Origin of the sequence: Kitasatospora sp. NPDC091207 (assembly GCF_044768625.1) — a bacterium.
Lineage (GTDB): Bacteria > Actinomycetota > Actinomycetes > Streptomycetales > Streptomycetaceae > Kitasatospora.
Window position 1 is genome coordinate 26,019 of sequence record NZ_JBIVVS010000027.1, and the last position, 25,934, is coordinate 51,952.

At 73.7% G+C, this 25,934-nt stretch carries 20 protein-coding genes and 1 riboswitch; of the genes, 5 read left to right on the forward strand and 15 right to left on the reverse strand.

Annotated elements, in window-relative coordinates; translation table 11 throughout:
• Positions 1-81: 81 nt before the first annotated feature.
• The 6 genes from ACIQTO_RS31795 to ACIQTO_RS31820 form a co-directional block, all read right to left on the reverse strand.
• Entirely contained in the window at positions 82-1,536 is a 1,455-nt protein-coding gene (locus tag ACIQTO_RS31795; protein ID WP_402395384.1) for a M6 family metalloprotease domain-containing protein, read from the reverse strand.
• Positions 1,537-1,758: 222 nt separating this feature from the next.
• Positions 1,759-3,135, reverse strand: a complete 1,377-nt coding sequence (locus ACIQTO_RS31800) for a cobyrinate a,c-diamide synthase (RefSeq protein WP_402395387.1) — start codon at positions 3,133-3,135, stop codon at positions 1,759-1,761.
• Positions 3,136-3,188: 53 nt separating this feature from the next.
• Complete coding sequence (gene cobO, locus ACIQTO_RS31805; RefSeq protein WP_402395390.1) at positions 3,189-3,794, reverse strand: cob(I)yrinic acid a,c-diamide adenosyltransferase; 606 nt, start codon at positions 3,792-3,794, stop codon at positions 3,189-3,191.
• A gap of 5 nt (positions 3,795-3,799) precedes the next feature.
• The gene (locus tag ACIQTO_RS31810; RefSeq protein WP_402395393.1) at positions 3,800-5,914 is read right to left on the reverse strand and encodes a putative cobaltochelatase; all 2,115 of its coding nucleotides are present in this window, start codon (positions 5,912-5,914) and stop codon (positions 3,800-3,802) included.
• On the reverse strand, positions 5,907-7,448 hold the full coding sequence (locus ACIQTO_RS31815; RefSeq protein WP_402395395.1) for a cobyric acid synthase: 1,542 nt from the start codon (positions 7,446-7,448) through the stop codon (positions 5,907-5,909). Before ACIQTO_RS31815 ends, ACIQTO_RS31810 begins: the two co-directional genes overlap by 8 nt.
• Entirely contained in the window at positions 7,445-8,416 is a 972-nt protein-coding gene (locus tag ACIQTO_RS31820) for a cobalamin biosynthesis protein (protein ID WP_402395398.1), read from the reverse strand. The genes ACIQTO_RS31815 and ACIQTO_RS31820 overlap by 4 nt, the downstream gene beginning before the upstream one ends.
• A gap of 95 nt (positions 8,417-8,511) precedes the next feature.
• Positions 8,512-8,674, reverse strand: a riboswitch (cobalamin riboswitch).
• A 240-nt stretch (positions 8,675-8,914) separates the two neighbouring features.
• Here ACIQTO_RS31820 and ACIQTO_RS31825 point away from each other — a divergent pair.
• The 3 genes from ACIQTO_RS31825 to ACIQTO_RS31835 all read left to right on the forward strand — a co-directional run bounded on the left by ACIQTO_RS31825 (position 8,915) and on the right by ACIQTO_RS31835 (position 12,740).
• Entirely contained in the window at positions 8,915-9,631 is a 717-nt protein-coding gene (locus tag ACIQTO_RS31825; protein WP_402395400.1) for a transcriptional regulator, read from the forward strand.
• A 196-nt stretch (positions 9,632-9,827) separates the two neighbouring features.
• Positions 9,828-10,943, forward strand: a complete 1,116-nt coding sequence (locus ACIQTO_RS31830) for an alpha/beta hydrolase family protein (protein ID WP_402395402.1) — start codon at positions 9,828-9,830, stop codon at positions 10,941-10,943.
• Between the two features lie 471 nt (positions 10,944-11,414).
• Complete coding sequence (locus tag ACIQTO_RS31835; protein WP_380574322.1) at positions 11,415-12,740, forward strand: hypothetical protein; 1,326 nt, start codon at positions 11,415-11,417, stop codon at positions 12,738-12,740.
• A gap of 148 nt (positions 12,741-12,888) precedes the next feature.
• On the opposite strand, the gene ACIQTO_RS31840 is transcribed toward ACIQTO_RS31835, so the two are convergent.
• The 9 genes from ACIQTO_RS31840 to ACIQTO_RS31880 form a co-directional block, all read right to left on the reverse strand.
• Complete coding sequence (locus tag ACIQTO_RS31840; RefSeq protein WP_402395404.1) at positions 12,889-13,767, reverse strand: CDP-alcohol phosphatidyltransferase family protein; 879 nt, start codon at positions 13,765-13,767, stop codon at positions 12,889-12,891.
• Positions 13,754-14,446, reverse strand: a complete 693-nt coding sequence (locus ACIQTO_RS31845; RefSeq protein WP_380574319.1) for a phosphatidylserine decarboxylase — start codon at positions 14,444-14,446, stop codon at positions 13,754-13,756. Before ACIQTO_RS31845 ends, ACIQTO_RS31840 begins: the two co-directional genes overlap by 14 nt.
• Positions 14,447-14,951: 505 nt before the next feature.
• The gene (locus tag ACIQTO_RS31850; RefSeq protein WP_402395407.1) at positions 14,952-16,154 is read right to left on the reverse strand and encodes an acyl-CoA dehydrogenase family protein; all 1,203 of its coding nucleotides are present in this window, start codon (positions 16,152-16,154) and stop codon (positions 14,952-14,954) included.
• A 169-nt stretch (positions 16,155-16,323) separates the two neighbouring features.
• The gene (locus tag ACIQTO_RS31855; RefSeq protein ID WP_402395410.1) at positions 16,324-16,827 is read right to left on the reverse strand and encodes a MaoC family dehydratase; all 504 of its coding nucleotides are present in this window, start codon (positions 16,825-16,827) and stop codon (positions 16,324-16,326) included.
• Between the two features lie 25 nt (positions 16,828-16,852).
• A complete protein-coding gene (locus tag ACIQTO_RS31860) occupies positions 16,853-17,815 on the reverse strand; it encodes an HpcH/HpaI aldolase/citrate lyase family protein (RefSeq protein ID WP_402395413.1) in 963 nt (320 codons plus the stop codon).
• 24 nt (positions 17,816-17,839) lie between these two features.
• Complete coding sequence (locus ACIQTO_RS31865) at positions 17,840-19,888, reverse strand: protein meaA (RefSeq protein WP_402395415.1); 2,049 nt, start codon at positions 19,886-19,888, stop codon at positions 17,840-17,842.
• A 9-nt stretch (positions 19,889-19,897) separates the two neighbouring features.
• On the reverse strand, positions 19,898-21,268 hold the full coding sequence (ccrA, locus tag ACIQTO_RS31870) for a crotonyl-CoA carboxylase/reductase (RefSeq protein WP_402395418.1): 1,371 nt from the start codon (positions 21,266-21,268) through the stop codon (positions 19,898-19,900).
• A 367-nt stretch (positions 21,269-21,635) separates the two neighbouring features.
• Positions 21,636-22,544, reverse strand: coding sequence for a TetR family transcriptional regulator (locus tag ACIQTO_RS31875; protein WP_402395421.1), 909 nt, complete (start codon positions 22,542-22,544; stop codon positions 21,636-21,638).
• 224 nt (positions 22,545-22,768) lie between these two features.
• The gene (locus ACIQTO_RS31880) at positions 22,769-24,544 is read right to left on the reverse strand and encodes a 3-hydroxyacyl-CoA dehydrogenase family protein (protein WP_402395423.1); all 1,776 of its coding nucleotides are present in this window, start codon (positions 24,542-24,544) and stop codon (positions 22,769-22,771) included.
• Positions 24,545-25,125: 581 nt separating this feature from the next.
• Here ACIQTO_RS31880 and ACIQTO_RS31885 point away from each other — a divergent pair.
• On the forward strand, positions 25,126-25,317 hold the full coding sequence (locus ACIQTO_RS31885; protein WP_402395426.1) for a hypothetical protein: 192 nt from the start codon (positions 25,126-25,128) through the stop codon (positions 25,315-25,317).
• Complete coding sequence (locus ACIQTO_RS31890; protein WP_402395429.1) at positions 25,236-25,871, forward strand: hypothetical protein; 636 nt, start codon at positions 25,236-25,238, stop codon at positions 25,869-25,871. The genes ACIQTO_RS31885 and ACIQTO_RS31890 overlap by 82 nt, the downstream gene beginning before the upstream one ends.
• Positions 25,872-25,934: the final 63 nt, after the last annotated feature.

A 25,934-nucleotide genomic window follows, 5' to 3' on the forward strand; every position in this document is an offset into this window, starting at 1 on the left:
CGGTTCACGGTTCACGGCTCACGGCTCGCGGTGGACGGCTCACGGTGCACGGGCAGGCACCGGTGCACGGCTCCGGGAGGTTCACGCGATGGTGACGTCGATCCCCATCTGCTCCGCTCCCGGGGTCCCGGCGACGGCGAGGGTGACGCCGCTCCAGGTGCCGTCCGGCTCGTTGAGCGCCGGCTCGGTGTGCTGTCCGATACTGGTGTTGCCCAGGGCCGGGTAGAGGTCGGTCTTGTCGCCCCGGTTGCCGCTGCCGAAGATCTTCGCCAGGTCGTTCCGGCCGTCGGCCTGCATGAGCGCGATGGCCAGGTGGTGTTCGTCGTTGACGTTGTCGATGGCCTCGTCCACGACGTAGACGGCCACGCCCTGGGAGGGCAGGAAGGTGTCCTGGCCGTGCCGGCGGCGGTATTCGACGATGAGGTACTGGCTCTCCTTCATCCGCTGGGGGTTGCGGACGAACAGCAGGTCGCCGCCCTCGGCGACGGGCCGCAGCGTGATGCCGGTGGTGGTGCTGACGACCTCCTGGGGGGTGGTCCAGCCGTGGAACATCCGGAGCATGCCGTTCGGGAAGACCGGGGTGATCCCGTCGTTGCCCCAGGAGCCGCCCGCCATCAGGCAGTAGTCCCCGAGGCCGTTGGACGTCGTCGCCTCGACGCGTCCGGTGTCGTAGAAGTCGGCCCAGCGGGCGGCCAGGTGGCCCCACTCGTGGGCGCAGACGCCGACCGCGCAGTCCTCGGGGACGGTCAGGAAGGTCTGCACCCGCAGGCCGGGCGAGACCTCCACGCCGGCCTCGCCGGGCGGGTTCCACTTGAGGCTCCAGATGTCGCCCGGCCGCTCGGTCTGCTCGGCGCCGCTGCCCGCGTGGACGATGAACAGGGCGGTGACGAGGCCTTCGCCGAGGGCGTCGAAGCCGGCGGAGAAGTCGATGCCCTGTTTGAGCGCGAGCTCCAGGGTGTCGGCCGCCATGCCCTGCGAGTTCCGGGGCGGATCGCCGGTGCCCGACTGGTTGTCGGCGTAGAACGAGAGCGGGTGCGGCAGGCGGAACCAGCCGTGCACCTCGCCCTGGACGTCGATGCCGTGGGCGGTCGGCCGGGCCGGGTCGAACCCGCTGATCAGGCGGTAGTAGTCGCGCATCGACCCGGTGGTGAAGGTGTCGGCGCTGAACAGCATCTGCTCGAAGTGGCCGACGGTGTGCTCGGGGCTGTGCGGGTGGTCGGGGAAGTCGACCAGCAGGACCAGGGTGCGGATGGTCCCCCGCAGCTTCTTGGTCGGACGGGTGATCAACTGGGCCCCGGTGCTGGGGCCGGGGCGGACGGAGCCGTCGTCGAGGCCGATGACGTTCTCACCACGCCGTCGGGAGCGCCAGACGCGGTAGTACTGCTCGAAGGTGAGGTCCGCCGGGAGCCGCCGGTGCTCGACGAGGTCCTGGTAGCGGGCGCGGAGTTGGGCGAACGCCTTGGGGGACAGCGGCACCGGGCAGGCGTGGCGGTCGTCGACGGGACGGTGATGCAGCGGGGTTAAGGTGTGACGCATCGTGACGGCTCCTTTGAGCCAGCTCACTCCGCGGGGGGTGTGGCGACCTCGCCGAGTGGGCGGTCGCCGGCTGTCGGTCGGTTCGCCGAAGGGTGGTCGGTTCACCCCGAGGCGGTCGGGTCCGGCCGACACCGGTTGCGAAATAGGCGATTTTCGGCTATCTGTCCCCATTCTGACGCCCCGGGCGGGGAAAGCACCAGGCCCGAGGGCCCGTCGGTTCGCTCAGCCCGCGCGGTGCGCGGCCGCGGCCGCCGCGAACGAGGCGGCGAGCTGCGGTGATCCTGCCCAGTGCAGGTGCAGATACGAAGCGTGAACGTTGCCCAGCGTGCCCCCGGTGAAGCCCTCGGTGCGCGGCCCGGTCGGCAGCCGCCAGCCCCAGGCGGGCCGTTCCCCCGCCGCGGGCTCGCAGACCGTGCGGTGGAACTCGTGCCCGCGCACCCGGGTGCCGGTCGGCCCCAGCGGCGAGTCGGTCAGCGCGACCGCCTCCCGGTACCCGAGGGTCAGCCGCTCGGTCATCCGGGCCGAGGTGTCCAGCACGCCGCACATCGGCAGGCCGTCCAACTCCTGCCCGAGGTAGAGCAGTCCGGCACACTCGGCGGCGACGGGGGCGCCCGAGCCGGCGAACGCGGCGATCGCGGCGCGCAGCGTCGCGTTCGCGCTCAGTTCCCGGACGTACAGCTCGGGGAAGCCGCCGCCGATCACCAGACCGGCGGTGCCCGCCGGCAGCGCGTCGGCGTGCAGCGGGTCGAACGGCACCACCTCGGCCCCGGCCGCGGTGAGCAGTTCGGCGTTCTCGGCGTACGAGAAGGAGAAGGCGGCGCCGCCGGCCACCGCGATCCGGGGCGCGCCGGTCACCGGGTCGACCTCGGCGGCCGGGTCCCAAGGGGTGGCGTCCAGTGGCGGAGCCGTCCGGGCCAGCGCCAGGACGGCGTCCAGGTCCACCGAGGCGGCGACCAGCTCGCCCATGTCGGCGACGGCCCGCAGGGCCTCGGCCGAGCGCTCCACGGCCGGGATCAGGCCGAGGTGGCGGGACGGCGTGGCGACCGCCGCCGAGCGGCGCACCGCGCCGAGCACCGGTACGCCCGAGCCCTCCTCCAGCGCCTCGCGCAGCAGCTGCTCGTGCCGGTCGGAGGCGACCCGGTTGAGGATCACTCCGGCGAGCCGGACCTCCGGGTCCCAGGAGGCGAAGCCGTGCACCAGCGCGGCCACCGAGCGGGACTGCGAGGAGGCGTCCACCACCAGCACCACGGGGGCCCGCAGCAGCTTGGCGACATGCGCGGTGGACGCCAGCTCGCCGCGCCCGGAGGCGCCGTCGAACAGCCCCATCACGCCCTCGACCACCGCGACGTCCGCCCCGGCGGCGCCGTGCAGGAACAGCGGCGCGACGCGCTCCGGCCCGCACATGAAGGCGTCCAGGTTGCGGCCCGGCCGGCCGGCGGCCAGGGCGTGGTAGCCCGGGTCGATGTAGTCCGGGCCGACCTTGTGCGGCGAGACCGCCAGGCCGCGCGCGGCGAGCGCGGCGATCAGGCCGGTGGCGACGGTGGTCTTGCCCGAGCCGGAGGACGGCGCGGCGATGACGAGACGGGGGGTGCTGTTCAAGGCTTCACTGCTTTCGCGGACTGACCGGTCGATGCGCTACTGCGGTCGCGGGCTCACCACTCGATGCCGCGCTGGCCCTTGCGGCCGGTGTCCATGGGGTGCTTCACCTTGGTCATCTCGGTGACCAGGTCGGCGCAGTCGGTCAGCGCCTCGGTCGCGTACCGGCCGGTGATGACGACGTGCTGGCTGCCCGGGCGGTCCTTCAGCACCGACACCACCTCGGCCACGTCGACCCAGCCCCAGTGCATCGGGTAGGTGAACTCGTCCAGCACGTAGAAGCGGTAGGTCTCGGCGGCCAGGTCGCGCTTGACCTGCTCCCAGCCCTCCTTGGCGGCCTCCTCGCTGTCCATCTCCATCTCGGTGGAGCGCTGGATCCACGACCAGCCGGAGCCCATCTTGTGCCAGTCGACCGTGCCGCCCTCGCCGGAGGCGCCGAGCACCCGCAGCGCGTTCTCCTCGCCGACCTTCCACTTGGCGGACTTGACGAACTGGAACACCCCGATCGGCCAGCCCTGGTTCCAGGCCCGCAGGGCCATCCCGAAGGCGGCGGTGGACTTGCCCTTGCCGGGGCCGGTGTGGACCGCCGTGATCGGCTGGGTGCGACGCTGACGGGTCGTCAGGCCGTCGTCGGGGACGCTCTCGGGGACTCCCTTGGGCATGTGGATCAGGCCGCCTTTCGCGTCGTGGTGGCTCGGTTGGCACGGTTGTCGCGGACGAGCGAGGCCACGCCTTCGGCCCGCAGCTCGTCCAGGGTCACGGCGGCGGCGCCCAGCCGGGCGGCCAGCGTGCGGGCCAGGCCGAGCCGCACCGGACCGGACTCGCAGTCCAGCACCACGCTCGCCACGCCCTGGGCGGTGAACAGTTCGGCGGCGCGCTGGGACCGCGCGACGGCGTCGCGGGAGCCGGTCGCCCGGCCGTCGGTCACCACGACCAGCAGCGGGCGGCGGTGCGGGTCGCGCATCCGCTCGACCCGCAGCACCTCGTGGGCCCGCAGCAGCCCGGCCGCCAGCGGGGTCCGGCCGCCGGTGGGCAGCGACTCCAGCCGGGCCGCGCCCACCTCGACCGAGGAGGTCGGCGGCAGGGCCAGCTCGGCGGTCGCGCCGCGGAAGGTGATCATGCCGATCTTGTCGCGGCGCTGGTAGGCGTCCATCAGCAGCGAGAGCACGGCGCCCTTGACGGCGGTCATCCGCTGCCGGGCCGCCATCGAGCCGGAGGCGTCCACCACGAACAGCACCAGATTGGACTCGCGGCCCTGGCGGACCTGCTCGCGGAAGTCGTCCTTGTGCAGCACCAGCGCCCGCGAGTCCCGCCCGCGCGCCACCTGGTGCGGCGCGGCGGCCCGCAGGGTGGCGCTCAGGTGCAGCCGGGCGAGCCGCCCCTGCGGGCGGCGGGCGCGGATGGTGTGGCCGCCGTCGGTCTCGGCGGGGGAGCGGCGGCCCTGGGCGCCCTTGCCGGTGCCCTCGACCTTGAACAGCCGGGTGCGGTACGGCTCGCCGGCCGCCACCGGCGCGGACTCCGGGGCGCCGCCGCGGCTCTGCTGCGGCACCGGCTCCCCGGCGGCCGGTGCCTCCGGCTCGGGCCCGGCGGCCGCGGAGCCGTCGGGCGCGTCGGAGGGCGCGGGTGCGCCGCCGCCGTTGTCGGGGCCGCCGTCCGGGCCGCCGCCGTCCGGGCCCGGACCGTCGTCCTCGGGCCCGCCGTCCCGGGGGTCCTCGCCCTCGGGCTTCGGCTCCTCGGCGGCGGACTCCTCGGGCTGGGGCTCCTCGGGCCGGGCGTGCTCCTCCAGCGTCCGGTCCAGCTGCTCCTCGTCCAGGCCCGGCGCGTCGAAGGGGTTGCGCCGGCGGCGGTGCGGCAGGGCCAGCTGGGCGGCCTTGCGGACGTCCTCCTCCAGCACCTCGGTCCGGCCCGCCCAGGCGGCCAGGGCGACGGCGGTGCGGGCCATCACGATGTCCGCGCGCAGCCCGTCCACCTCGAACGCGGCGCAGACGGCGGTGATCTGGCGCAGCGCCACGTCCGTCAGTACGACCGCGGGCAGCAGCTCGCGCGCCGCGGTGATCCGCCCGGCGAGCGCGCGCTCGTCCTCGGCGAACCGTACGGCGAAGCCGGCCGGGTCGGCGTCGTAGGCCAGCCGGCGGCGGACCACCTCGGCGCGCTCCGCCGGCTCCCGGGTGGCGGCGATCTCCACGGTCAGGCCGAACCGGTCGAGCAGCTGCGGGCGCAGCTCGCCCTCCTCCGGGTTCATCGTGCCGACCAGCAGGAACCGCGCCGCGTGCCGCACCGACACGCCCTCGCGCTCCACGTAGGAACGGCCCATCGCGGCCGCGTCCAGCAGCAGGTCCACCACGTGGTCCTGGAGCAGGTTGACCTCGTCGATGTAGAGCACGCCCCGGTGCGCCCGGGCCAGCAGGCCCGGCTCGTACGCCTTGACGCCCTCGGCCAGCGCGCGCTCCAGGTCCAGCGAGCCGACGATCCGGTCCTCGGAGACGCCGACCGGCAACTCGACCAGCCGGGCGGGGCGGTGGGACTCGTCGGCGCCGTCGTGCGCGCCGTCCGGGCAGTGCGGGTCCGGTGCCGCCGGGTCGCAGGCGAAGCGGCAGCCGTCGACGGCGGCGATGGACGGCAGCAGGCCGGCCAGCGCGCGCACCATGGTCGACTTGGCGGTGCCCTTCTCACCACGCACCAGCACGCCGCCGACGGCCGGGGAGACCGCGTTGAGCAGCAGCCCGAGCCGCAGGTCGGCCATTCCGACGATCGCGGTGAAGGGGTAGCGGACGTCACTCATGATTCTCCAAGGGGGCCCCGGGCGGCAGGAACGGCAGCGAACCCGCGGCCGGCACCCCGCCCTCGATCAGCTTCCACAGCGCGTCGGTGTCCGCGTGCTCGTCGATCAGGTCGCCCAGCCGGTCCAGCCGGGCCTCGCGCGCCTCGGCGAACGACGTGTCCGGGGCCGGCACGAAGGCCCGGCCCGTCGCCCCGGCCACCTCGCGCAGCAGCGCGCGGCGGAAGTCGTCGTTCTCCAGCACGCCGTGCCAGGTCGTCCCCCAGACCGGTCCGACCCGGCAGCCGTCCAGGCTCCGGCCGTCCTCGTCGGTGACGAACGCGGTGCCGCCCTCGACGGTCACCACGCCGTGGTGGATCTCGTAGCCCGCGACCGGCTGCCCGAACGCCCGGCCGACCGGCCGGGCGAGCACCTTCTCGGCGCCGAACCGGACGTGGGCGGGTAGCAGGGCCAGGCCGTCGACGGCGCCGGCCCGGGACTCGACCTCGTCGTGGATGGCGCGCGTCAGCATCTGGTAGCCGCCGCAGACGCCGAGGACCGGCAGCCCGGCCGCGGCCCGGGCCCGCAGGGCCGGCTCCAGGCCGCGTTCGCGCAGCCAGGCCAGGTCGGCCACGGTGGCCCGGGTGCCGGGCAGGATCACCAGGTCGGCGTCGGCCAGCTCCTCGGGCCGGGTGGCCCAGCGGACCAGCACCCCGGGCTCCTGCGCCAGCGCGTCCACGTCGGTGAAGTTGGAGAGCCGGGGGAAGCGCACCACGGCCACCCGCAGCACGTCGGCGCCGAGCGGTCCGCGGCCCTCGGTGCGGTCCACCACGGTGGTCAGGTCCAGCGAGTCCTCGGCGTCCAGCCAGAGCCCGGACAGCATCGGCAGGGTGCCCAGCACCGGACGGCCGGTCAGCTCGCGCAGCATCTCCAGCCCGGGCGCCAGCAGCCGCGCGTCGCCGCGGAACTTGTTGACGAACCAGCCCGCGACATGCCGCTGGTCCTCCCGCGACAGCAGCGCCAGCGTCCCGTACATCGCCGCGAACACGCCGCCGCGGTCGATGTCGCCGACCACCACGACCGGCAGCGCGGCGGCGGTGGCCAGGCCCATGTTGGCGATGTCCCGGTCGCGCAGATTGATCTCGGCGGGCGACCCGGCGCCCTCGCAGACCACCACGTCGTAGCGGCGGCGCAGGTCGGCCAGGCACTCCAGGGCCCGTTCCAGCAGGACGGGCTTGCGCTCGCGGTAGTCCAGCGCGCCGACCTCGGCGACCGCCCGGCCGAGCAGCACCACCTGGCTGCGGCCGTCCGCGCCGGGCTTCAGCAGCACCGGGTTCATCGCCGCCTCGGGCTCCACCCGGGCCGCCTGGGCCTGCATCGCCTGGGCGCGGCCGATCTCCGCGCCGTCGGCGGTGACGAAGGAGTTCAAGGACATGTTCTGCGCCTTGAACGGCGCCACGGCGATGCCCTGACGGGCCAGCCAGCGGCAGATGCCCGCGGTGACCACGCTCTTCCCGGCGTCCGAGGTCGTCCCGGCGACCAGCAGTGCGTTGCTCATGCGCTCCCCCTTCTCGTCCCCGCCCCGAGTGCCCGCACGACGGCGTGCCCGGCGACGGTCGTACCCAGTGCGAGCAGTCCCACCCGGCGGGAGAGCCGGCAGGCGCGCTCGATGTCGTCCACCGTCACCGGCCGCAGCTCGCCGCCCAGCACCGGCCGGTGCTCCACCCGGCTGCCGTACCGCAGGGTGCCGCCGAGGCGCACGCCGAGGGCGCCGGCGAAGGCCGATTCGGCCTGGCCGGCGTTGGGGCTGGGGTGGGCGGAGCCGTCCCGGCGCCAGACCCGCCAGGCCGTCCGGGGCTCGGGCGCGGCGGCGACCGCCAGCAGCGCGGTCAGCCGGGCGCCCGGCCAGCCCGCCACGTCGTCCAGCCGCGCCGAGGCCCAGCCGAACCGGGCGTGGCGCGGCGAGCGGTGGCCGACCATCGCGTCGAGGGTGTTGACCGCGCGGAACGCCAGCAGCCCGGGCGTGCCCGCGAGGGCGCCCCAGACGAGCGCGTTGACCACGGCGTCGGCGGTGTTCTCGGCGACCGACTCGACCACCGCGCGGGCGATCTGCCGCTCGTCGAGGGCGCTCGGGTCGCGTCCGCACAGGTGCGGCAGCCGCCCGCGCGCCGCCGCGAGGTCGTGCGCGGCGAGCGAGCGCCCGATCGTGCGGGCCTCGCGGGTGAGCGAGGTGCCGCCGAGCACCGTCCAGGTCGCGGCGGCGGCCAGCGCGGCCCGCCCGAGCGGTCGGCGGCCCAGGGTGCGGTCGGCGGCCACCGCGCCGGCGGCGACGGCACCCACGCAGAGCGCGGTGAAGGCGGTGCCGACCGCGCGGTCGTCGCGCCAGATCCGCCGCTCCAGCCGGCCGGCCGCACTGCCGAAGACGGCCACCGGGTGGCCGCGCCGCGGATCGGCGAAGCGGGCGTCGGCGAGGTACCCGGCCACGGCGCCCAGCGCGAAGGCGGCGGCGCGGGTCAGCGGGCGCACGGTGGACAGCAGAGGGCTCGGAAGGTCGGGGCAGCCTGCATCGCGTGCGTGTCCTCACTCAGGGTCCGCGCCCTGGATCGACGAACCGGGGGCGAGAGTCTCCTGGCTTCCGGGTCGAACGCACCCCCGGGCCTTCCGGCTGCTTCTGACGGCCCGCCGCGATGGACCCCTCCGGCGCCGCGTGGGGCGAGGAGGGGCTCCGAGTGTGCTCCCCGGTGACAGTGGCGGGACCGCGCCGGACTCGCACCGGCTTCCTCTGCATGCCTCCGTTTGGCTGAAGGATCCCATCACGCGGCCGAACCGTGCGTCAACCAAGGTCACGGAGGGGTTGGTCACAGCGCCCGGGGGTTTCCCGGCCCCGTCGCTATCTCTGATCACCACCCCCCGCAGGGGCATGACAGCCTGTGCGATCGTCCAGTCGCCTGGAGAACCCTCCAGGCCCGCTTCGTGTGTTCGGCGGCTGGGGGGCGGCCGGACCACCCCCTACCGTCGGGTCCCATGCGACGCAGACAGCCACCCGCCGTGCCTCCGGTGCCCTTCTCGCCCGCGGCCGCCCGCGCGCACCGCGCCGGACTCGGCCTGACCCCCGAACAGGTGGTCGAGGGCATGGCCGCGCACGGTGTCCGGCTGCTGCCCGCCCACCTGCTCGGCTGGGAGAGCGGTGAGCTGCGCCCCGCCGAGGAGGAGTTCGTCGCGCTGGCCCGGGCGCTCTGGTGCCCGCCGGCCCAGCTGATGGGCGTCCGCCCGGCCCGGCTGCGGGACTTCCGGGTCGCCCGGGAGCTCAACCAGGAGAGCGCGGCCCGCCGGATCGGCATCGACCTGCGGCAGTACCAGCGGGCGGAGGCGACCGGCCAGTGGGACGGTGGGCAGGAGCAGACGTACGCGCTGGCCCAGGTGCTCGGCCTGACGCTGCGCGAGCTGGTCGCGGTGACGGGCCGGGCGGACGAGCTGGACCGGCGGCTGCGGCAGGGCGTGGACGGCCGCTGGCAGGCGCACGTCCGGGCGATCGGCCGGATCGTGCCGGTGCACGAGGACGACCTCGTCGCCGTGCTGACGGCGCTGCAGAGCGAGTACCAGGTCGCCTCCCACTGGGGCGCCGGCAGCTGGGGCTCCCCGGCCCCGGCGGCGGGCCCCGCCGCGGCGCCGGTGGCCCGGCCGCTGGGCGAGCGGTTCTGGGAGCTGCTGGGGCGGCTGGAGACCGGGATCCCGGTCTGACCGGCCGCGGTCCGCTCCGCTCTCTCCCTGCCGTGCCGCGAGCCGCGCCGTGCCGCGAGCCGCGCCGTGCCGCGAGCCGTGCCGCGAACCCTGGCCCGGCGTGACCCGGACGGCCGTGTCCGGTGGCCGGGCGCCGTCCCCGCGAGTGGACTGGTGGGCACACTGCCCAGTCCGCGACGAACGAGCGGGGAGCGATATGCGTTGGGGAACCGCAGCCGTAGTGGCGGCCGCCGCCGTCGGCACCGGGGCCGCCGTCCTGCTGATCGGCCGGAGGGCGTCCGAGCGGATGGTCAACCCGGCGGCCGCCCGTGAGCGGGCCGCCGGCCCCGTGGTGGTGCTGGCCCTGGGCGCCGGTCGGGCCACCTTCACCCGCACCGCCGAGAGCGCCCGCCCCGGCCGCTGGGCCGTCGAATGGGCCGACGGCGGGCACGCGGTGGTCGACGAGGTCCTGCACGCCGACGAGCGGGGCGTCACCCGGCGACTGGTCCGCGCCGACCGGGGCACCCTGGCACCCGGCACCGCGGTCCGCTTCACGCCCCGGGTCCACGTCGGCGATCCGACCTCCGCGCTCGGCCTGCCGTTCACCGAGACCGCCGTCGAGGGCGAGCTGGGCGCGCTGCCCGCCTGGCGGCTCGACGGCAAGCGCGGCACCTGGGTGATCCTGGTGCACGGCCCCGGCGCCGACCGGCAGCAGACCCTCCCGGTGATCCCCGTGCTGCAGCGGTTCGGCCTGCCCGTCCTCGCCGTCACCTATCGCGGCGACGAGGGCGCGCCCGCCTCCCCGGACGGCCTCGGCCACTTCGGCGAGACCGAGTGGCGGGACATCGAGGCGGCCCTGCGGCTGGCCCTCGACAGCGGCGCCGGGCGGGTCGTCCTGTACGGCTGGTCGCTCGGCGCGACCATGGTGCTGCAGACCGCGGCCCGCTCCGCCTGGGCGTCCGCGATCAGCGGCCTGGTGCTGGACTCCCCGGTGCTCGACTGGTCGGCCTCCGCCCGCCGGGGCGCGGCCCGGGCCGGCTACCGGGGCGCCGCCGCCGAGCTGGGCGCGCTCGCCGCCGAGGGTCGCGCCGGTGTGGATCTGGCCGACTTCGCGCGCCTCGCGGACGGGACCGACCTGCGGGTGCCCACCCTCCTCCTGCAAGGGCCCGACGACACGCTGGCCCCCTGGCGGGCCGCCGCCCGGCTGGCCGACCGCCGCTCCGACGTGGTCGGCCTCCAGGCCGTGCCCGGCGGGGAGCACGCGGGCCTCTGGAACGCCGACCCCGACCGCTACGAGGAGCACCTCCGGCGTTGGCTCACCCCGTTGCTCTGAGCCGCGCCGCTCCGAGGCCGGCCGCTCCGGGCCCCGCCGCTCTGAACCTCGCGGCTCCGGGCCCCCGCGGCTCCGCTCCCGGGCGGCGCCGGACGGGGCCGGAGCCCCCTGCCGGTCCTCTTCTGCCGCCCCGTCCACCACACCGCCCCCGAGCTGGCGTGTCCGTGTCAGACAGATCCGGCCAGGCGGTTTGGCCTCTGTTGCCCGATCTTGTCGACCCACCGCGACCGCCTCCCGGTAGTCGGGGCCGATCGGATGTGACAGAAGGCCGGTACAAGGGGAAGACTGCTCGACGTGACGTCTCGGAATCCGCGCGACCGTGATGCCCAGCTCCCGCCGACGATCGGCTCCGGTGCGACGGTGACCCGTCTCCCCGGAACTGCCCACCGCCCCGCCGGCGCCAGGCCGGGCGGCTCCGGCGTACCCCGCCGACGAGGCCCCGCACCAGCCCCCGGCCGTGGCCGGGTCCCGGTGCCGGACGGCTTCCCCGCTCCCGCCGAGCTGGCCCCGCTGGCCCGTCGGATGTTGATCGACGCCGTCCGCATCGCCCGTTGGGCCGGTGAACTCGCCGAGGTCGACAAGCGCGGCGAGCTGCTCCCCGAGGACGCCCGCGACGCCGGCCGCGCCCTCGCCATGACGGTGGGCGCCGCCACCAAGGCCTGGGGCCAGGCCCTGCTGGTCGGCCTGGTCGAGGCCCGGGACGGCGGCGCCGCCCCCGGCTGGCGCCTGCACGCCTGGGAGCACGACGACGAGGCCGTGGTCCGCGGCTGGTCGGCCCTGTTCGACGCCTGGACGCTGCTCGCCCCGGTGCCGCCCGCCGCCCTGCGCGGCGTCTTCGCGGTGCTCGCCGGGCAGGCCGTCGACCAGGCACCCCAGCTGCTCTCCTTCCTGCACCTGGTGGCCGGCCCGGTCGCCGACAGCGAGCTGCTGGAGCTGCTGCGCCGGGGCCTGGACGAGCGCCGGGTCGGCGGCGGCGACGGCGCGCTGGGCCTCTCGCCCGTGCCGCACGCCGCCTCCGCGGTCTCGGCCGTCCGTGGCACCTGCCGCGAGCCCCAGATCGACACCCCGGCCGCGCCCGCCGACGTGGCCGCCGTCCTGGACTGGATGCTGGACGGCCTGGCCGCCGTCGGAGCGGTGGTCCGCAAGGACGACGCCGCCGAGCTCTCGCCGCTCGGGCACTGGGCGGTGCGGGCCAAGCTGGAGGAGATCTGCACCGTCGCCCAGACGGCCGCCGGACACATCGAGCAGAGCGCCTTCGAGCTGCTCAACGCCTGCGCCGACTACTCGCCGGGCCCGGCCCGCGCCGAGTTCCGCGCCTGGGTCGCGGCCCGGCCGGCCGACCGGGCGGTGGCCGAACTGCTGGACGCCGCCCAGGGTGACGACGCCCTGGTCCGCGGCCTCGCCTTCGAGGCGCTGCGAGTGGCCGGCTCCACCGCGGAGCAGGCCGTCCGGGCCGCCGTGGACGCGCCGGTGCTGCGCCCGTACGCGCTGCTCTGGCTGGCCGAGCAGTCGGACGAGGGCGTCGCCCCCGCCGATGTGCTGGGCGCGGAGGACGCCGCCTGGCTCTGGGTGGACACCGCGGCCGCCGTGCTCGACCACGGCGAGACCGAGCTGCTGGTGGGCCACGTCGAGGGCGCCTCGGCCGGTGACCCGGTCCGGCTGTTCGCCCGGGCCCGGCAGTCCGGCCACCCCCGGGCGGCCTCGGTGCTGACCGCCGTCTCCAGCGTCCACCCCGACCCGGGCGTGGCCCGCGCGGCCCGCCGCTCGGCCTTCAGCGTCCACCGCGGCGGGGCGTAGCCGCCGGAAGCCCGTGCCGGGGGCGGACCCACCCCCGGCAGGACGCGCCCCGGCAGGACGTACCCCGGAGAGTCCGCACGTGAGCGCAGACGAAAGGGCCCGGATCCGTCGAGCGGATCCGGGCCCTTTCGTCGTACGTCCGTCGGGATCAGCCGAGCCGGGACTCCGCGCGGCGCGCCCGGACGTCCCCGACCTTCTGGCCGACCTTGCGCCGGATGACCAGCAGCGGGGCCATCGCGGCGAGCGCGATCTGGCCGAAGGCGCCGATGTGCAGCAGGTAGTCGCCGCCCTTCAGGCCGGTCGCCCAGGCCGCCAGGCAGCCGATCGAGAGCACGATCCAGCAGAGCGTGGCGGTGGCCAGCAGCCCCTGCGGCTTCGGGTACTCGATCCGGCTCATCATCAGGTACGCGGTGCCCGCGATGGCCAGCAGACCGGGCAGGAACGGCGGGTCGAGGAGCACGATGGCGATCACCGTCATCGCGCCCATCGGGCAGGGCATGCCCTGGAACACCCCGGGCCGCATCTTCACCGCCGAGAAGCGGGCCAGTCGCAGCACCACGGAGAGCAGCACCGTCAGCGCGATCAGCGCCGAGAGCCGGCTGTCGGAGCCCGGCGAGACCATGCCCCAGACCGCGACGAAGTAGGCCGGCGCGATGCCGAAGCTGATCAGGTCGGCCAGGTTGTCGAGCTCGGCCCCGAGGGCGGAGGAGCGCAGCTTGCGCGCCACCAGCCCGTCGAAGAGGTCGCACATCGAGCCGATCAGCAGCAGCGTCACCGCGGTGGCGGCGCTGTGCTTGTCCGGCGCGGCGTCCGGGTTGGTGATGTGCGGGACGAGGACCCCGGTGGTGATCGAGTAGATCGCCAGGAAGCCGCAGACGGCGTTCCCCAGGGTCAGGAAGTCGGCGGTGGACAGGTGCTGGGGAGAGCGCGGGGCGCGCAGCTCGCGGTCGCGCGCCCAACGGCGGCGGCGCAGGGCCGTCTCCTCGTCGTCCAGGCCGACAATCGTCTCAGGATCAGTCACGGTCAAGGCGCGTCACCCCGGCTGTGGTCTTCTGGCCGACCTCGACGCCGACCTCGACGCCGGCCGGCAGGTAGGTGTCGACCCGGGACCCGAAGCGGATCAGACCGATCCGATCCCCCTGCTCGACCTTGGTACCGGCGTCGACGTACGGCACGATCCGGCGGGCCACGGCCCCCGCGATCTGCACCATCTCGATGTCGCCGAGCTCGGTCTCGAAGTGCCAGACGACCCGCTCGTTCTGGTCGCTGTCCTTGTTGAACGCGGGCACGAAACCACCCGCGACGTGCTCGACGGACGTCACGGTGCCGGGCAGGGGCGCCCGGTTGACGTGCACGTTGAGCGGGCTCATGAAGATCGCCACCCGGGTGCGGCCGTCCGGCCAGGCGTCGATGCTCTGCACCACGCCGTCGGCGGGGGAGATCACTCTGCCCGTGCCGATCTCACGCTCGGGGTCGCGGAAGAACCACAGCATGCCCGCGCTGAGCGCACAGGCGGGTACCGCCGCCAGGGCCCATGCACCGCTGCGCCGGGTGAGGGCGGTGGTCACGGCGGCCGTGGCGAGGGTGGGGACGAACCAGGGGGTGGCTCCGCGCGCGATGGTCACGCGGGGTCGCCGACCGGCCGTCGTGGCGGCGAGGGCATCGCGGTCCGTGACGGAGGTGTGAGGGGACGGGCTGATGGGCATCGAAGACCTTTGTCGCGGGGGAGCATGGCCGCTGGACGGGGGCCACCGCGGGGATCGAGTAATAGAGGGACGGCTGCTGTCCCGGTGGATGCTATCGGGAGCACACGGTGGGTGGGCAACCCGCCTGCTCGGTCATGTGTCCTGCGTGCGGCGCAGCTGCGCCTTCTGTGTATACGACCGTAGCTCGCCCCGCTCCGGTTCCCAAGGGTCCGGGCGAGGCTGGTGACACTTGTCTCAACAGGTGTGCCGGCGGAACCCCGGAGCCGTCGGCGCCGGGGCGGGCGCGGGGTGCGCCGAAGCGGCCGCAAGGCGCGTGACAGCAGCTGTACGCCCTGCGGCCGCTTCGGGAGCCGTGCCGGACCCCAGGCGGACCAGGCCGGGGTCGTGGAGGCACGGCGGGGTGCCGGGACGGGCCCGCACGCCCGTCGACCGGCCGTCAGTGGGCCGTCAACCCGCCGGGCGGGCGTCACCGCACCGCCCGGGCGAGTCTCCGTGCTGGTCGTTCTCACTCCGCGATGCGGTACTCCTCCAACAGACGACGTCCGACGATCATCTTCTGGATCTCCGCAGTACCTTCACCGATGAGCAGCATCGGGGCCTCGCGGTAGAGGCGCTCGATCTCGTACTCCTTGGAGAAGCCGTAGCCGCCGTGGATGCGGAAGGCGTCCTCGACGACCTCCTTGCAGTACTCGGAGGCGAGGTACTTGGCCATGCCGGCCTCGAGGTCGTTGCGCTCGCCGCTGTCCTTCTTGCGGGCGGCCATCACCATCATCTGGTGGGCGGCCTCGACCTTGGTGGCCATCTCGGCGAGCTTGAACTGGATCGCCTGGTGCTCGGCGATCTTCTTGCCGAAGGTGGAGCGCTGCTGGGCGTAGGAGATGCCCAGCTCGAAGGCGCGGCGGGCGACGCCGCAGCCGCGCGCGGCCACGTTGACCCGGCCGACCTCGACGCCGTCCATCATCTGGTAGAAGCCCTTGCCCGGGGCGCCGCCGAGGATCCGGTCGGCCGGGATGCGGACGTCCTGCAGGATCAGCTCGGTGGTGTCGACGCCCTTGTAGCCCATCTTCTCGATCTTCCCGGGCACCGTGAGGCCGGGGACGGTCGGGTTCGGGCCGAAGCCCGCCGTCTTCTCGATCAGGAAGGTGGTCATGTTCTTGTACGGGGAGCTGCCGCCCTCGTCGGTCTTGCAGAGCACCGCGACCAGGGTGGACGTGCCACCGTTGGTGAGCCACATCTTCTGGCCGTTGATGACGTAGGAGTCGCCGTCCTTGACGCCCTTGGTGGAGATCGCGGAAACGTCGGATCCCAGACCGGGCTCGGACATCGAGAAGGCGCCGCGGATCTCACCGGCGGCCATCTTCGGCAGGAAGTAGTCCTTCTGTTCCTGGGTGCCGTGCGCGTTGATCATGTGGGCCACGATGAAGTGGGTGTTGACGATGCCGGAGACGGACATCCAGCCGCGCGCGATCTCCTCCACCACCAGGGCGTAGGTGAGCAGCGACTCGCCGAGGCCGCCGTACTCCTCGGGAATGGTGAGACCGAAGAGGCCGAGCTGCTTCATCCCCTCGACGATGGCGGTGGGGTACTCGTCCTTGTGCTCCAGCTCGGTCGCGACCGGAATGATCTCCTTGTCGACGAAATCCCGCACGGTGGCGAGGATGTCCCGCTGGATCTCGGTGAGGCCGTCGGTCTGTGCGAGGCGTCCCATCGTGCGGCTCCTGTGGCGAAAGAGGAAGAGGGTGGGGGGAGGGCAAGAACAGCGGGGGGGGGGATTGCCGGGGGCCCAGCCGGCGTGGCTACGCGGCGGGGCCCCCGGGACCGGGGTGGGGATCGGCCGATGACGGCGGCCTACCCGTCCGGGGCTCTGGGGTCGCGGGCTAGGACAGCGGAACGGGACGGCCGGGCTGCTCGCCGCCGCGCTCCGTGATGTACGTCGCGGTCGGCACCATCACCTTGCGGCGGAAGACGCAGACGACCGTGCCGTCCTGCTTGTAGCCCTTGGTCTCGACGTACACGATCCCGCGGTCGTCCTTGGACTTGGACGGCCACTTGTCGACCACGGTGGTCTCGCCGTAGAGGGTGTCGCCGTGGAAGGTCGGCGCGATGTGGCGCAGCGACTCGATCTCCAGATTGGCGATCGCCTTGCCGGAGACGTCCGGGACGGACATGCCGAGCAGCAGCGAGTAGATGTAGTTGCCCACCACGACGTTCTTGCCGAAGTCGGTCGTCCGCTCCGCGTAATGGGTGTCCATGTGGAGCGGGTGGTGGTTCATGGTGAGCAGACAGAACAGGTGGTCGTCGTACTCGGTGACCGTCTTGCCGGGCCAGTGCTTGTAGACAGCGCCGACCTCGAACTCCTCGTACGTGCGTCCGAACTGCATCTCAGTGGTCCTTAAGGAGGGGAGGTCAGGCCTGCGGGGGCTCGAACTTGGAGGTGCGCTGGAACCCGGCGGCGCGGCCCTTGCCGGCGATGACCAGGGCCATCTTGCGGCTGGCCTCGTCGATCATCTCGTCGCCGAGCATCGCGGAGCCCTTGGCGCCGCCCGCCTCGGAGGTGCACCAGTCGTAGGCGTCGAGGATCAGTTCGGCGTGGTCGTAGTCCGCCTGCGAGGGCGAGAAGATCTCGTTCGCGGCGGCGACCTGGTCCGGGTGGAGCACCCACTTGCCGTCGAAGCCGAGCGCGGCGGCGCGGCCGGCCACCTCGCGGTAGCCCTCCTGGTTGCGGATCTGCAGGTAGGGGCCGTCGATGGCCTGCAGGTCGTTGGCGCGGGCGGCCATCAGGATGCGCATCAGGATGTAGTGGTAGGCGTCGGCCGGGTAGCCGACCGGCTGCTCGCCGACCACCAGGGACTTCATGTTGATCGAGGCCATGAAGTCGGCCGGGCCGAAGATGATCGTCTCCAGCCGCGGGGAGGCCTCGGCGATCGCGTCGACGTTGATCAGGCCCTTGGCGTTCTCGATCTGCGCCTCGATGCCGATCTTGCCGACCTCGAAGCCCATGGTCTTCTCGATCTGGGTGAGCAGCAGGTCGAGCGCCTTGACCTGCTCGGCGTCCTGGACCTTCGGCAGCATGATGCAGTCGAGGTTGGGGCCGGCGCCCTCGACGACCGTGATCACGTCGCGGTACGTCCAGTGGGTGGTCCAGTCGTTGACGCGGACGACCTTGGTCTTCTTGCCCCAGTCGCCGTTGTTCAGCGCGTCGACGATGTGGTGCCGGGCGCTCTCCTTGACCAGCGGGGCGCAGGCGTCCTCCAGGTCGAGGAAGACCTGGTCGGCCGGGAGGCCCTGGGCCTTCTCCAGGAAGCGCGGGTTGGAGCCCGGCACGGCGAGGCAGGAGCGGCGGGGGCGGAGCCTGTTGACGGTTGCCATGAGGGTGGGTCAGTCCTTCCGGGGTCAGCTGGTGGTCGTCGCGGCGGCTGCGGGCGTCCACGGCTGGAGCCTGTTGGCCAGCCGGATCTCGTCCACGATCCGGCCGATGATGGTCGTGATGCCGAAGTCCTTCGGGGTGAACACGGCAGCGACGCCGGCGGCCTTGAGGGCCTCACCGTCCGCTGCCGGGATGATGCCACCCACGATCACTGGCACATCCTCCACCCCGGCCCGGCGCAGCCGGTGCAGGACGTCGGGCACCAGCTCGGGGTGGGCCCCGGAGAGGATCGACAGGCCCACGCAGTGCACGTCCTCCGCGACGGCGGCGGAGACGATCTGCTCGGGTGTCAGCCGGATGCCCTGGTAGACCACCTCGAACCCGGCGTCGCGGGCCCGGACGGCGATCTGCTCGGCGCCGTTGGAGTGCCCGTCCAGGCCGGGCTTGCCGACCAGCAGACGCAGCTTTCCGGTGCCCAGCTCGGCGGCGGTCGCGGCGACCGCCTCGCGGACCGCGGCCAGCTCGCCGCCGGGCTCGGCCGCCACCGCGACCGGGGCGCCGCCGACGCCGGTCGGCGCGCGGTACTCGCCGAAGACCTCGCGCAGGGCGAAGGACCACTCGCCGGTGGTGACCCCGGCGCGGGCGCAGGCGAGCGTCGCGGGCATCAGGTTGGTCTCGGTGGCCGCGACGGCCTTCAGCTCCTGGAGGGCGGACTGGGCGGCGGCCTCGTCGCGGTCGCCGCGCCACTGCTCCAGGGCGGCGAGCACGGACTGCTCGGAGGCGGGGTCGACCACCATGATCGCGGTGTCGAGGTCGGCCGTGAGCGGGCTCTCCTCGGTGGTGTCGAAGCAGTTGACCCCGATGATCTTGTCCTCGCCGGACTCGATCCGGGCCCGGCGGGCGGCGTGCGAGGCGACCAGGTTGGACTTCAGGTAGCCGGACTCGACGGCCGGGATGATGCCGCGGTTGCCCGCCTTGACGCCCATCTCCAGCACCTTGGCGATCTCGGCCTCCGCGCCGGCCAACAGCTCGGCGGTCTTGTTCTCGATCACCTCGGAGCCGTTGAAGAGGTCCCCGTACTCCAGCAGGTCGGACTCGTAGGCGAGCACCTGCTGGATGCGCAGCGACCACTGCTGGTCCCAGGGGCGGGGCAGGCCGAGCGCCTCGTTCCAGGCGGGCAGCTGGACGGCCCGGGCGCGGGCGTCCTTGGAGAGCGTGACGGCGAGCATCTCCAGCACGATCCGCTGGACGTTGTTCTCCGGCTGCGCCTCGGTCAGGCCGAGCGAGTTGACCTGGACGCCGTAGCGGAAGCGGCGCTGCTTGGCGTCCTGGATGCCGTAGCGCTCCAGCGTGACCTTCTCCCAGAGCTGGGCGAAGGCGCGCATCTTGCACATCTCCTCGACGAAGCGCACGCCGGCGTTGACGAAGAAGGAGATCCGGGCGACCACCTCGCCCATCCGCTCGGCCGGCACCTGGCCGGAGTCGCGCACCGCGTCCAGCACCGAGATCGCGGTGCACATCGCGTAGGCGATCTCCTGGACCGGGGTGGCCCCGGCCTCCTGGAGGTGGTAGCTGCAGATGTTGATCGGGTTCCACTTGGGGATGTTCCCGACCGTGTAGGCGATCATGTCGGTGATCAGACGCACGGACGGCTCGGGCGGGAAGACGTGCGTCCCGCGCGAGAGGTACTCCTTGACGATGTCGTTCTGGGTGGTGCCGGTGAGCTTGGCGATGTCGGCGCCCTGCTCCTCGGCGACCACCTGGTAGAGCGCCAGCAGCCACATGGCGGTGGCGTTGATCGTCATGGAGGTGTTGGTCTGTTCGAGCGGGATGCCGTCGAACAGCGCGCGCATGTCCCCGACGTGGCCCACCGGCACGCCGACCCGGCCGACCTCGCCGCGGGCGAGGATGTGGTCGGAGTCGTAGCCCGTCTGGGTCGGCAGGTCGAAGGCGACCGAGAGACCGGTCTGGCCCTTGGCGAGGTTCTTCCGGTAGAGCGCGTTGGAGTCGCTCGCGGTCGAGTGTCCCGCGTAGGTCCGCATCAGCCAGGGCCGATCACGCTTCTGATCAGTCATCGGATCGCCTTAGATGTCACGGCCGGGCTGCTCGGCCCGCTCGGAGGCCTCGCGGAACAGGTTGATCGCCGGCAGGTGCTTCTCGCGCAGCTCGGCATTGCGCACCCCCAGGCCCTCGGACGGCGCGAGGCAGAGCACGCCGACCTTGCCCTGGTGCTTGTTCTGGTGGACGTCGAGCGCGGCCTGGCCGGACTGGTCGAGGCTGTAGACCTTGGACACCGTCGGGTGGATCTTGCCCTTGGCCACCAGGCGGTTGGCCTCCCAGGCCTCGCGGTAGTTGGCGAAGTGCGAGCCGACGATCCGCTTCAGCGACATCCACAGGTAGCGGTTGTCGTACTGGTGCATGTAGCCGGAGGTCGAGGCGCAGGTGACGATGGTGCCGCCCTTGCGGGTGACGTACACCGAGGCGCCGAAGGTCTCCCGGCCCGGGTGCTCGAAGACGATGTCCACGTCCTCGCCGCCGGTCAGCTCGCGGATCCGGCTGCCCAGGCGCTTCCACTCGCGCGGGTCCTGGGTGTTCTCGTCCTTCCAGAACTTGTACCCCTCGGCGGAGCGGTCGATGATCGCCTCGGCGCCCATCGCCCGGCAGATCTCGGCCTTCTGGTCGTTGGAGACCACACAGATCGGGGTGGCGCCGCCGGCCAGCGCGTACTGGGTGGCGTACGAGCCGAGGCCGCCGCTGGCCCCCCAGATCAGCACGTTGTCGCCCTGCTTCATGCCCGCGCCGTTCCGCGACACCAGCTGGCGGTAGGCGGTGGAGTTGACCAGACCGGGGGAGGCGGCCTCCTCCCAGGTCAGGTGGGCGGGCTTGGGCATCAGCTGGTTGGTCTTCACCAGGGCCAGCTGGGCCAGGCCGCCGAAGTTGGTCTCGAAGCCCCAGATCCGCTGCTCCGGGTCCATCATCGTGTCGTTGTGGCCGTCGGAGGACTCCAGCTCGACCGAGAGGCAGTGGGCGACCACCTCGTCGCCCGGCTTCCAGGCGTTGACCCCGGCGCCGGTGCGCAGCACCACGCCCGCGAGGTCCGAGCCGAGCACGTGGTACGGCAGGTCGTGGCGCTTGGTGAGCGGGGAGAGCCGGCCGTAGCGCTCCAGGAAGCCGAAGGTGGAGACCGGCTCGAAGATCGAGCTCCACACGGTGTTGTAGTTCACGGCGCTGGCCATGACGGCGACCAGCGCCTCGCCCGGGCCCAGCTCGGGCAGGGCGACCTCGTCGAGGTGGAGGGACTTGCGGGGGTCCTTGTCGCGGCTGTCGAGGCCGGCGAACATCTGCTCCTCGTCCTTGTGGAGCGTCACCGCCCGGTAGGACTCCGGCAGCTTGAGCGCGGCGAAGTCCGCCGCGGTGCTGTCGGAGCTGAGGATCGCGTCGAGGATTTCCTTCATGGCTGCCTCCGAAGGCGTACCTGTGTGAGGGGCACAGGGCGTCTGGGGGAGCCGGGAGCGGACACCGGCTTCGCTGAGATGGGTGGTTGGTGGGTCTGGCAAGGGGCCTGGCGGTGGACCTGGCTGGACACAGCTCCCGGGGTGTGGGAGCGCCGGACGGCGGCGCGCCGAGGTGGGGAGCCGCGGCGCCGCGACTGGTGGGTAACAAGGTAGTGGCACCCTGTGCCACTCGTAAAGACACCGGGTGTCACCAATTCAGGTGAATCAAATCCGCGTTCGAGCGCCCGTCGGCGGACAGGGAAAGGGCCCGCACCGGATCTCCGATGCGGGCCCTCAAGACCGTCTTGACCTGCGGAAACGCTGCTGCTCAGGCCTCCCTGGCGCTGCTCAGCGCGGCCCGGATGCTGTCCACCACGACGTCCAGCGGGGCGTCGGTCCGGGCCACTGTGATGAGTACCTCACCTCCGGGGCTGGCACTCAGTGCGCTCGCGGCAGCCCCCTCCAGGGGCGTCACACTGGCACCCGGTGCCACCAGGGACCCCCGCCGTCTCACGCCCGGCGGGGCGGCCGCCCAGAAGGTCCGCCGGATGACCTCGAAGGAGTGGTCCAGCTGCGCCTCCACGTCACCCCGGCCGCCGGCCCGCAGCCAGCGCCGCAGCACGTGGTTGTGGGCCGCCACGACCGCCGCCGCCGACACCTCGGCCAGCATCGAGTCGTCCTCGCCGGCCCGCTGCCAGCCCGAGGGGATCTCGCCGCCGGTGTCGAACCGGCCCAGCAGGTAACGGGTGAACAGCCGCTCGTACCGGGCCACCACGGCGATCTCCCGCTCACGCAGCGCCGGCACCTGGCGGATCAGCTGGTACCGGGCGACCGAGACCGAGGGGGTGGAGGCGTACATCCGCAGCACCTCCTTGATGCCCCGGCAGACCACGTCCAGCGGGTGCTCCTCGGGCTCGGCACTGGCCAGCAGGTCGGCCACCCGGACGAGGGTGTCGTCGTGGTCCGGGAAGATCGCCTCCTCCTTGGACCGGAAGTACCGGAAGAAGGTCCGCCGGGCCACCCCGGCCGCCGCGGCGATCTGGTCGACCGTGGTCTCCTCGTAGCCCTGCGAGGCGAAGAGCTCCATGGCGGCCGTGGCCAGGTCCTGACGCATCTGCTGGCGCTGCGCGGCCGCCCGACGGCTGCCCGGACCCCCCTCGGCGCCGGACCCGGCGGGCCGGTCGGCGCCGCGCGGTACGGCGGAGTGCTGGGGGGAGGCTGACTGAACCCGATCCATGCCCGGAACGCTACACGCCCCCGGGGCCGGCGCCGCGGGCCTTCCCCGCCGCACCGGCGCGACCGGGCCGGTCACGGCCGGTCTCGGCCAGCGGGCCGACGCGGCCCCGGGGCTCCAGCCGGAGCGCGGCGGCCCGTACCCGGGCTGCCCCGGCGCCGGACCGGACGGACCCGGCCCGGCGGGCCCGGCGCCGAGGGGCACGGCGCCCCCGGCCGACGGCGTGGTCACCGGCGCGCGTGGTCGCGGAACCCGCGGCCGGTCTTGCGGCCCAGGCAGCCGGCCGCCACCAGGTGCTCCAGCAGCGGCGCCGCCGCCAGGCCCGGCTCGCGGAACTCCTGGTGCAGCACCTTCTCGATGGTCAGCGAGACGTCCAGGCCGACCACGTCCAGCAGCTCGAACGGGCCCATCGGGTAGCCGCAGCCGAGCTTCATCGCGGTGTCGATGTCGTCCACCGTCGCGTAGTGCTCCTGCAGCATCCGCACGGCGTCGTTCAGGTAGGGGAAGAGCAGCGCGTTCACGATGAACCCGGCCCGGTCGCCGCACTCCACCGGGTGCTTGCGCACCTTCGCGCAGATCTCCAGCGCCGTCGCGGTGACGTCCGGCGCGGTCAGCACGGTGGAGACCACCTCGACCAGCTTCATGGCCGGCGCCGGGTTGAAGAAGTGCAGGCCGATCACGTCCTGCGGCCGGGAGGTGGCCGCCGCGCAGCTGATCACCGGCAGCGAGGAGGTGGTGGTGGCGAGCACCGCGCCCGGCTTGACGATCTTGTCCAGGACGGCGAACAGCTCACGCTTGACCGCGAGGTCCTCGGCCACCGCCTCGACCACCAGGTCGACGTCGGCCAGCTCGGAGTACCGGCCGACCGGCGTCACCAGGGCCAGCGCCGTGTCCCGCTGCTCCCCGGTCAGCCGGCCCTTCGCCACCGAGCGCTCCAGTGACCTGGCCAGCTGCGCCTTGGCCCGCTCGGCCTTCTCCTGGCTGCGGGCGGCCAGCAGCACCGGGTACCCGGCCTTGGCGAACACCTCGACGATGCCGGTGGCCATGGTGCCCGAGCCGCAGACGCCGACCGTGCGCACCTCCCGGCCGGTGCCCCGCGCCCCGGCCGGTCCGGTGGCGGCGTCGACCACCCTGGACGAGCCGGGCGCCTCGTAGGTGTAGAAGCCGCGGCCGGACTTGCGGCCCAGCAGTCCGGCGGCCACCAGCTGGCCGAGGATCGGCGCGGGCGCGTGCAGCCGGTCCCGGGACTGCTCGTACATCGCCTCCAGGACGGTCCGCGCGGTGTCCACGCCGATCAGGTCGAGCAGTGCCAGCGGCCCCATCGGGAGCCCGCAGCCGAGCCGCATCGCGGCGTCGATGTCCTCGCGGGTGGCGTACTTGGACTCGAACATCGCGGCGGCCTGGTTCAGGTACGCGAAGAGCAGCCCGTTCACCACGAAGCCGGCCCGGTCGCCGGCCGCCACCGGCTCCTTGCCGAGCGCGCGGGCGAACGCCGCGGCGTCCTCGGCCACCTGCGGGGCGGTCAGCACGGTGCGGACCACCTCGACCAGCTTCATGGTGTGCACCGGGTTGAAGAAGTGCAGGCCCAGCACGCGTTCGGGGCGCGCGGTGGCGGCGGCGATCCGGGTCACCGACAGCGCGGTGGTGCCGGTGGCCAGGACCGTCCCGGGCGGGCAGATCCGGTCCAGTTCGGCGAACAGCTCCCGCTTCAGCTCCAGCTGCTCGGGGACCTCCTCGATCACCAGGTCCGCCGCGGCGGCGGCGTCGAGCGCGTGGCCCACCGAGATCCGCGCGAGCAGCGCGGCCCGGTCCTCGGCGGTGATCCGCTCCCGGGCGACGGCGTGCGCCGTCGCCTCCTCGATCCGGGCCAGTGCCCGGGCGGCGGAGTCCTCGTTGGCCTCGATGCCGATCACCCGGCGGCCGCTCTGCGCGACCGCCACCGCGACGCCGGCACCCATCGTGCCGAGGCCGACCACGGCGACCGTGGGAAAGGGACGCTCCATCTGTCCTGACTCCTTGTCATAAGGGCCCGCGCGCGCTCCGGCGGACGCGCCGCCGGAGGAGGGTCCGCGCGCGGGGGCTGGGGAGATGACGGTTGCGGCGCACCGGCGCAGCCGCCGGTCCGCTCCGGCCGTGCTGCGGGTGTGCCGTGGTACTCAGGCGCTCAAGGTGAAGGAAGCGGCTCTGATACGAGGAGAGAATCCGGCCCGCCGCGAGTGCGGCACCGACCGGTGAAGACGCACCGCCCGGCGCCGGCCCGTTCCGCGCGATCACGCGCGCCGGCCGACGACCCCGTCGGTGCGGCTCCCGAAGCCCGACGGTGGTGCGTGCGGACACTGTAGCGAAGCTACTGGCCAGTAGGAAGGGGGTGGGCGCGGCCTTTCGCAACTCCCGCACAGCGCCGCCGGGCCGGAACCGCGAGCGCCGCCGGACCGCGGAAATCCGCTCGGCGCCGCCGCCGGCCCCGGCCAGGGTGGGCGGTGCGGGGGCGGCTCCGCGGCGTGCTTCCTTCTCACTCACTGCAAATGAACCGAGTGCGCCCACTCTCCGCCCCCGCTTCGTCATATCTCCGGGGGACCGACCAGTGAAGAAGCAGACCACCACCACGCCCGAGACCGCCCTGGACGCGCTGCTGCTGAGGCGGCACGGGACGGTCGCCGTCCCGGGCGGCGCGGCGCCGGGCGAGCCGGACCCGTGGAGCTGGACGAAGGCACGGCCCGCCGCCGCGGCGGCGGCCGGTTCCACCCGGAGGCCGTCCGGCAGCGGCTCGACCTGAGCGGGGACGCCAAGGTCTGCGTGCCGATGATCGTCGACCTGGCGCGGCGCGACTACACCTGGACCGACCTCAACACCAGTGCCTCCGGCGGCTTCCACAACGTCTGGCGGCACCGGGACCGGATCGGCACCCTCGCCGCGGACGTCGCGGAGCACTTCGCCGAGGGCTCCCGCGCGCCGCTCTGGGACCTCGCCTGCGCCTGCGCCGCCGCCCGCACCGACGAGGTGCTGGTCCGCGACCGCGCCGGCGGCGTGGTCAGCTCCTACCGCCGGGCGGCGGCCGAGCCGGTGGCCGCCTTCGCCGCCCGGCTGCGCGACCGGCGCGCACCGGACGCCACGGAGACCGGCCCGGCCGGGGACACCGCCCGCGCGCTGGCCGGCCGGCTCGACCGGCGACGGGTGTTCACCGCGCTGGTGCACGCCGACCTGCCCGCGCCGGCCGAGGTCTCCGGCGCGCTGTACCGGCTCTACCCCGGCCCGCTGGACGCGGCGCCGGGCACCCTGGAGCGGCTCACCGCGGGGGACGTGGTGGCCCTGTTCAACCCGGAGGAGTGAACGGGCGGACAGACGTCCGCACGAACCACCCGATAGGGGAATTCCCCCTGGTCGGCGGGCAGG

Excerpts from the sequence above, each read along its gene's own strand:
- ACIQTO_RS31855 (WP_402395410.1), bottom strand. The coding sequence starts at position 16,827 with ATGCAGTTCGGACGCACGTACGAGGAGTTCGAGGTCGGCGCTGTCTAC.
- ACIQTO_RS31850 (WP_402395407.1), bottom strand. The coding sequence starts at position 16,154 with ATGGGACGCCTCGCACAGACCGACGGCCTCACCGAGATCCAGCGGGAC.
- ACIQTO_RS31815 (WP_402395395.1), bottom strand. The coding sequence starts at position 7,448 with ATGAGCAACGCACTGCTGGTCGCCGGGACGACCTCGGACGCCGGGAAG.
- ACIQTO_RS31880 (WP_402395423.1), bottom strand. The coding sequence starts at position 24,544 with ATGGAGCGTCCCTTTCCCACGGTCGCCGTGGTCGGCCTCGGCACGATG.
- ACIQTO_RS31845 (WP_380574319.1), bottom strand. The coding sequence starts at position 14,446 with ATGCCCATCAGCCCGTCCCCTCACACCTCCGTCACGGACCGCGATGCC.
- cobO (WP_402395390.1), bottom strand. The coding sequence starts at position 3,794 with ATGCCCAAGGGAGTCCCCGAGAGCGTCCCCGACGACGGCCTGACGACC.
- ACIQTO_RS31865 (WP_402395415.1), bottom strand. The coding sequence starts at position 19,888 with ATGACTGATCAGAAGCGTGATCGGCCCTGGCTGATGCGGACCTACGCG.
- ACIQTO_RS31795 (WP_402395384.1), bottom strand. The coding sequence starts at position 1,536 with ATGCGTCACACCTTAACCCCGCTGCATCACCGTCCCGTCGACGACCGC.
- ACIQTO_RS31810 (WP_402395393.1), bottom strand. The coding sequence starts at position 5,914 with ATGAGTGACGTCCGCTACCCCTTCACCGCGATCGTCGGAATGGCCGAC.
- ACIQTO_RS31830 (WP_402395402.1), top strand. The coding sequence starts at position 9,828 with ATGCGTTGGGGAACCGCAGCCGTAGTGGCGGCCGCCGCCGTCGGCACC.
- ACIQTO_RS31825 (WP_402395400.1), top strand. The coding sequence starts at position 8,915 with ATGCGACGCAGACAGCCACCCGCCGTGCCTCCGGTGCCCTTCTCGCCC.
- ACIQTO_RS31860 (WP_402395413.1), bottom strand. The coding sequence starts at position 17,815 with ATGGCAACCGTCAACAGGCTCCGCCCCCGCCGCTCCTGCCTCGCCGTG.
- ccrA (WP_402395418.1), bottom strand. The coding sequence starts at position 21,268 with ATGAAGGAAATCCTCGACGCGATCCTCAGCTCCGACAGCACCGCGGCG.
- ACIQTO_RS31875 (WP_402395421.1), bottom strand. The coding sequence starts at position 22,544 with ATGGATCGGGTTCAGTCAGCCTCCCCCCAGCACTCCGCCGTACCGCGC.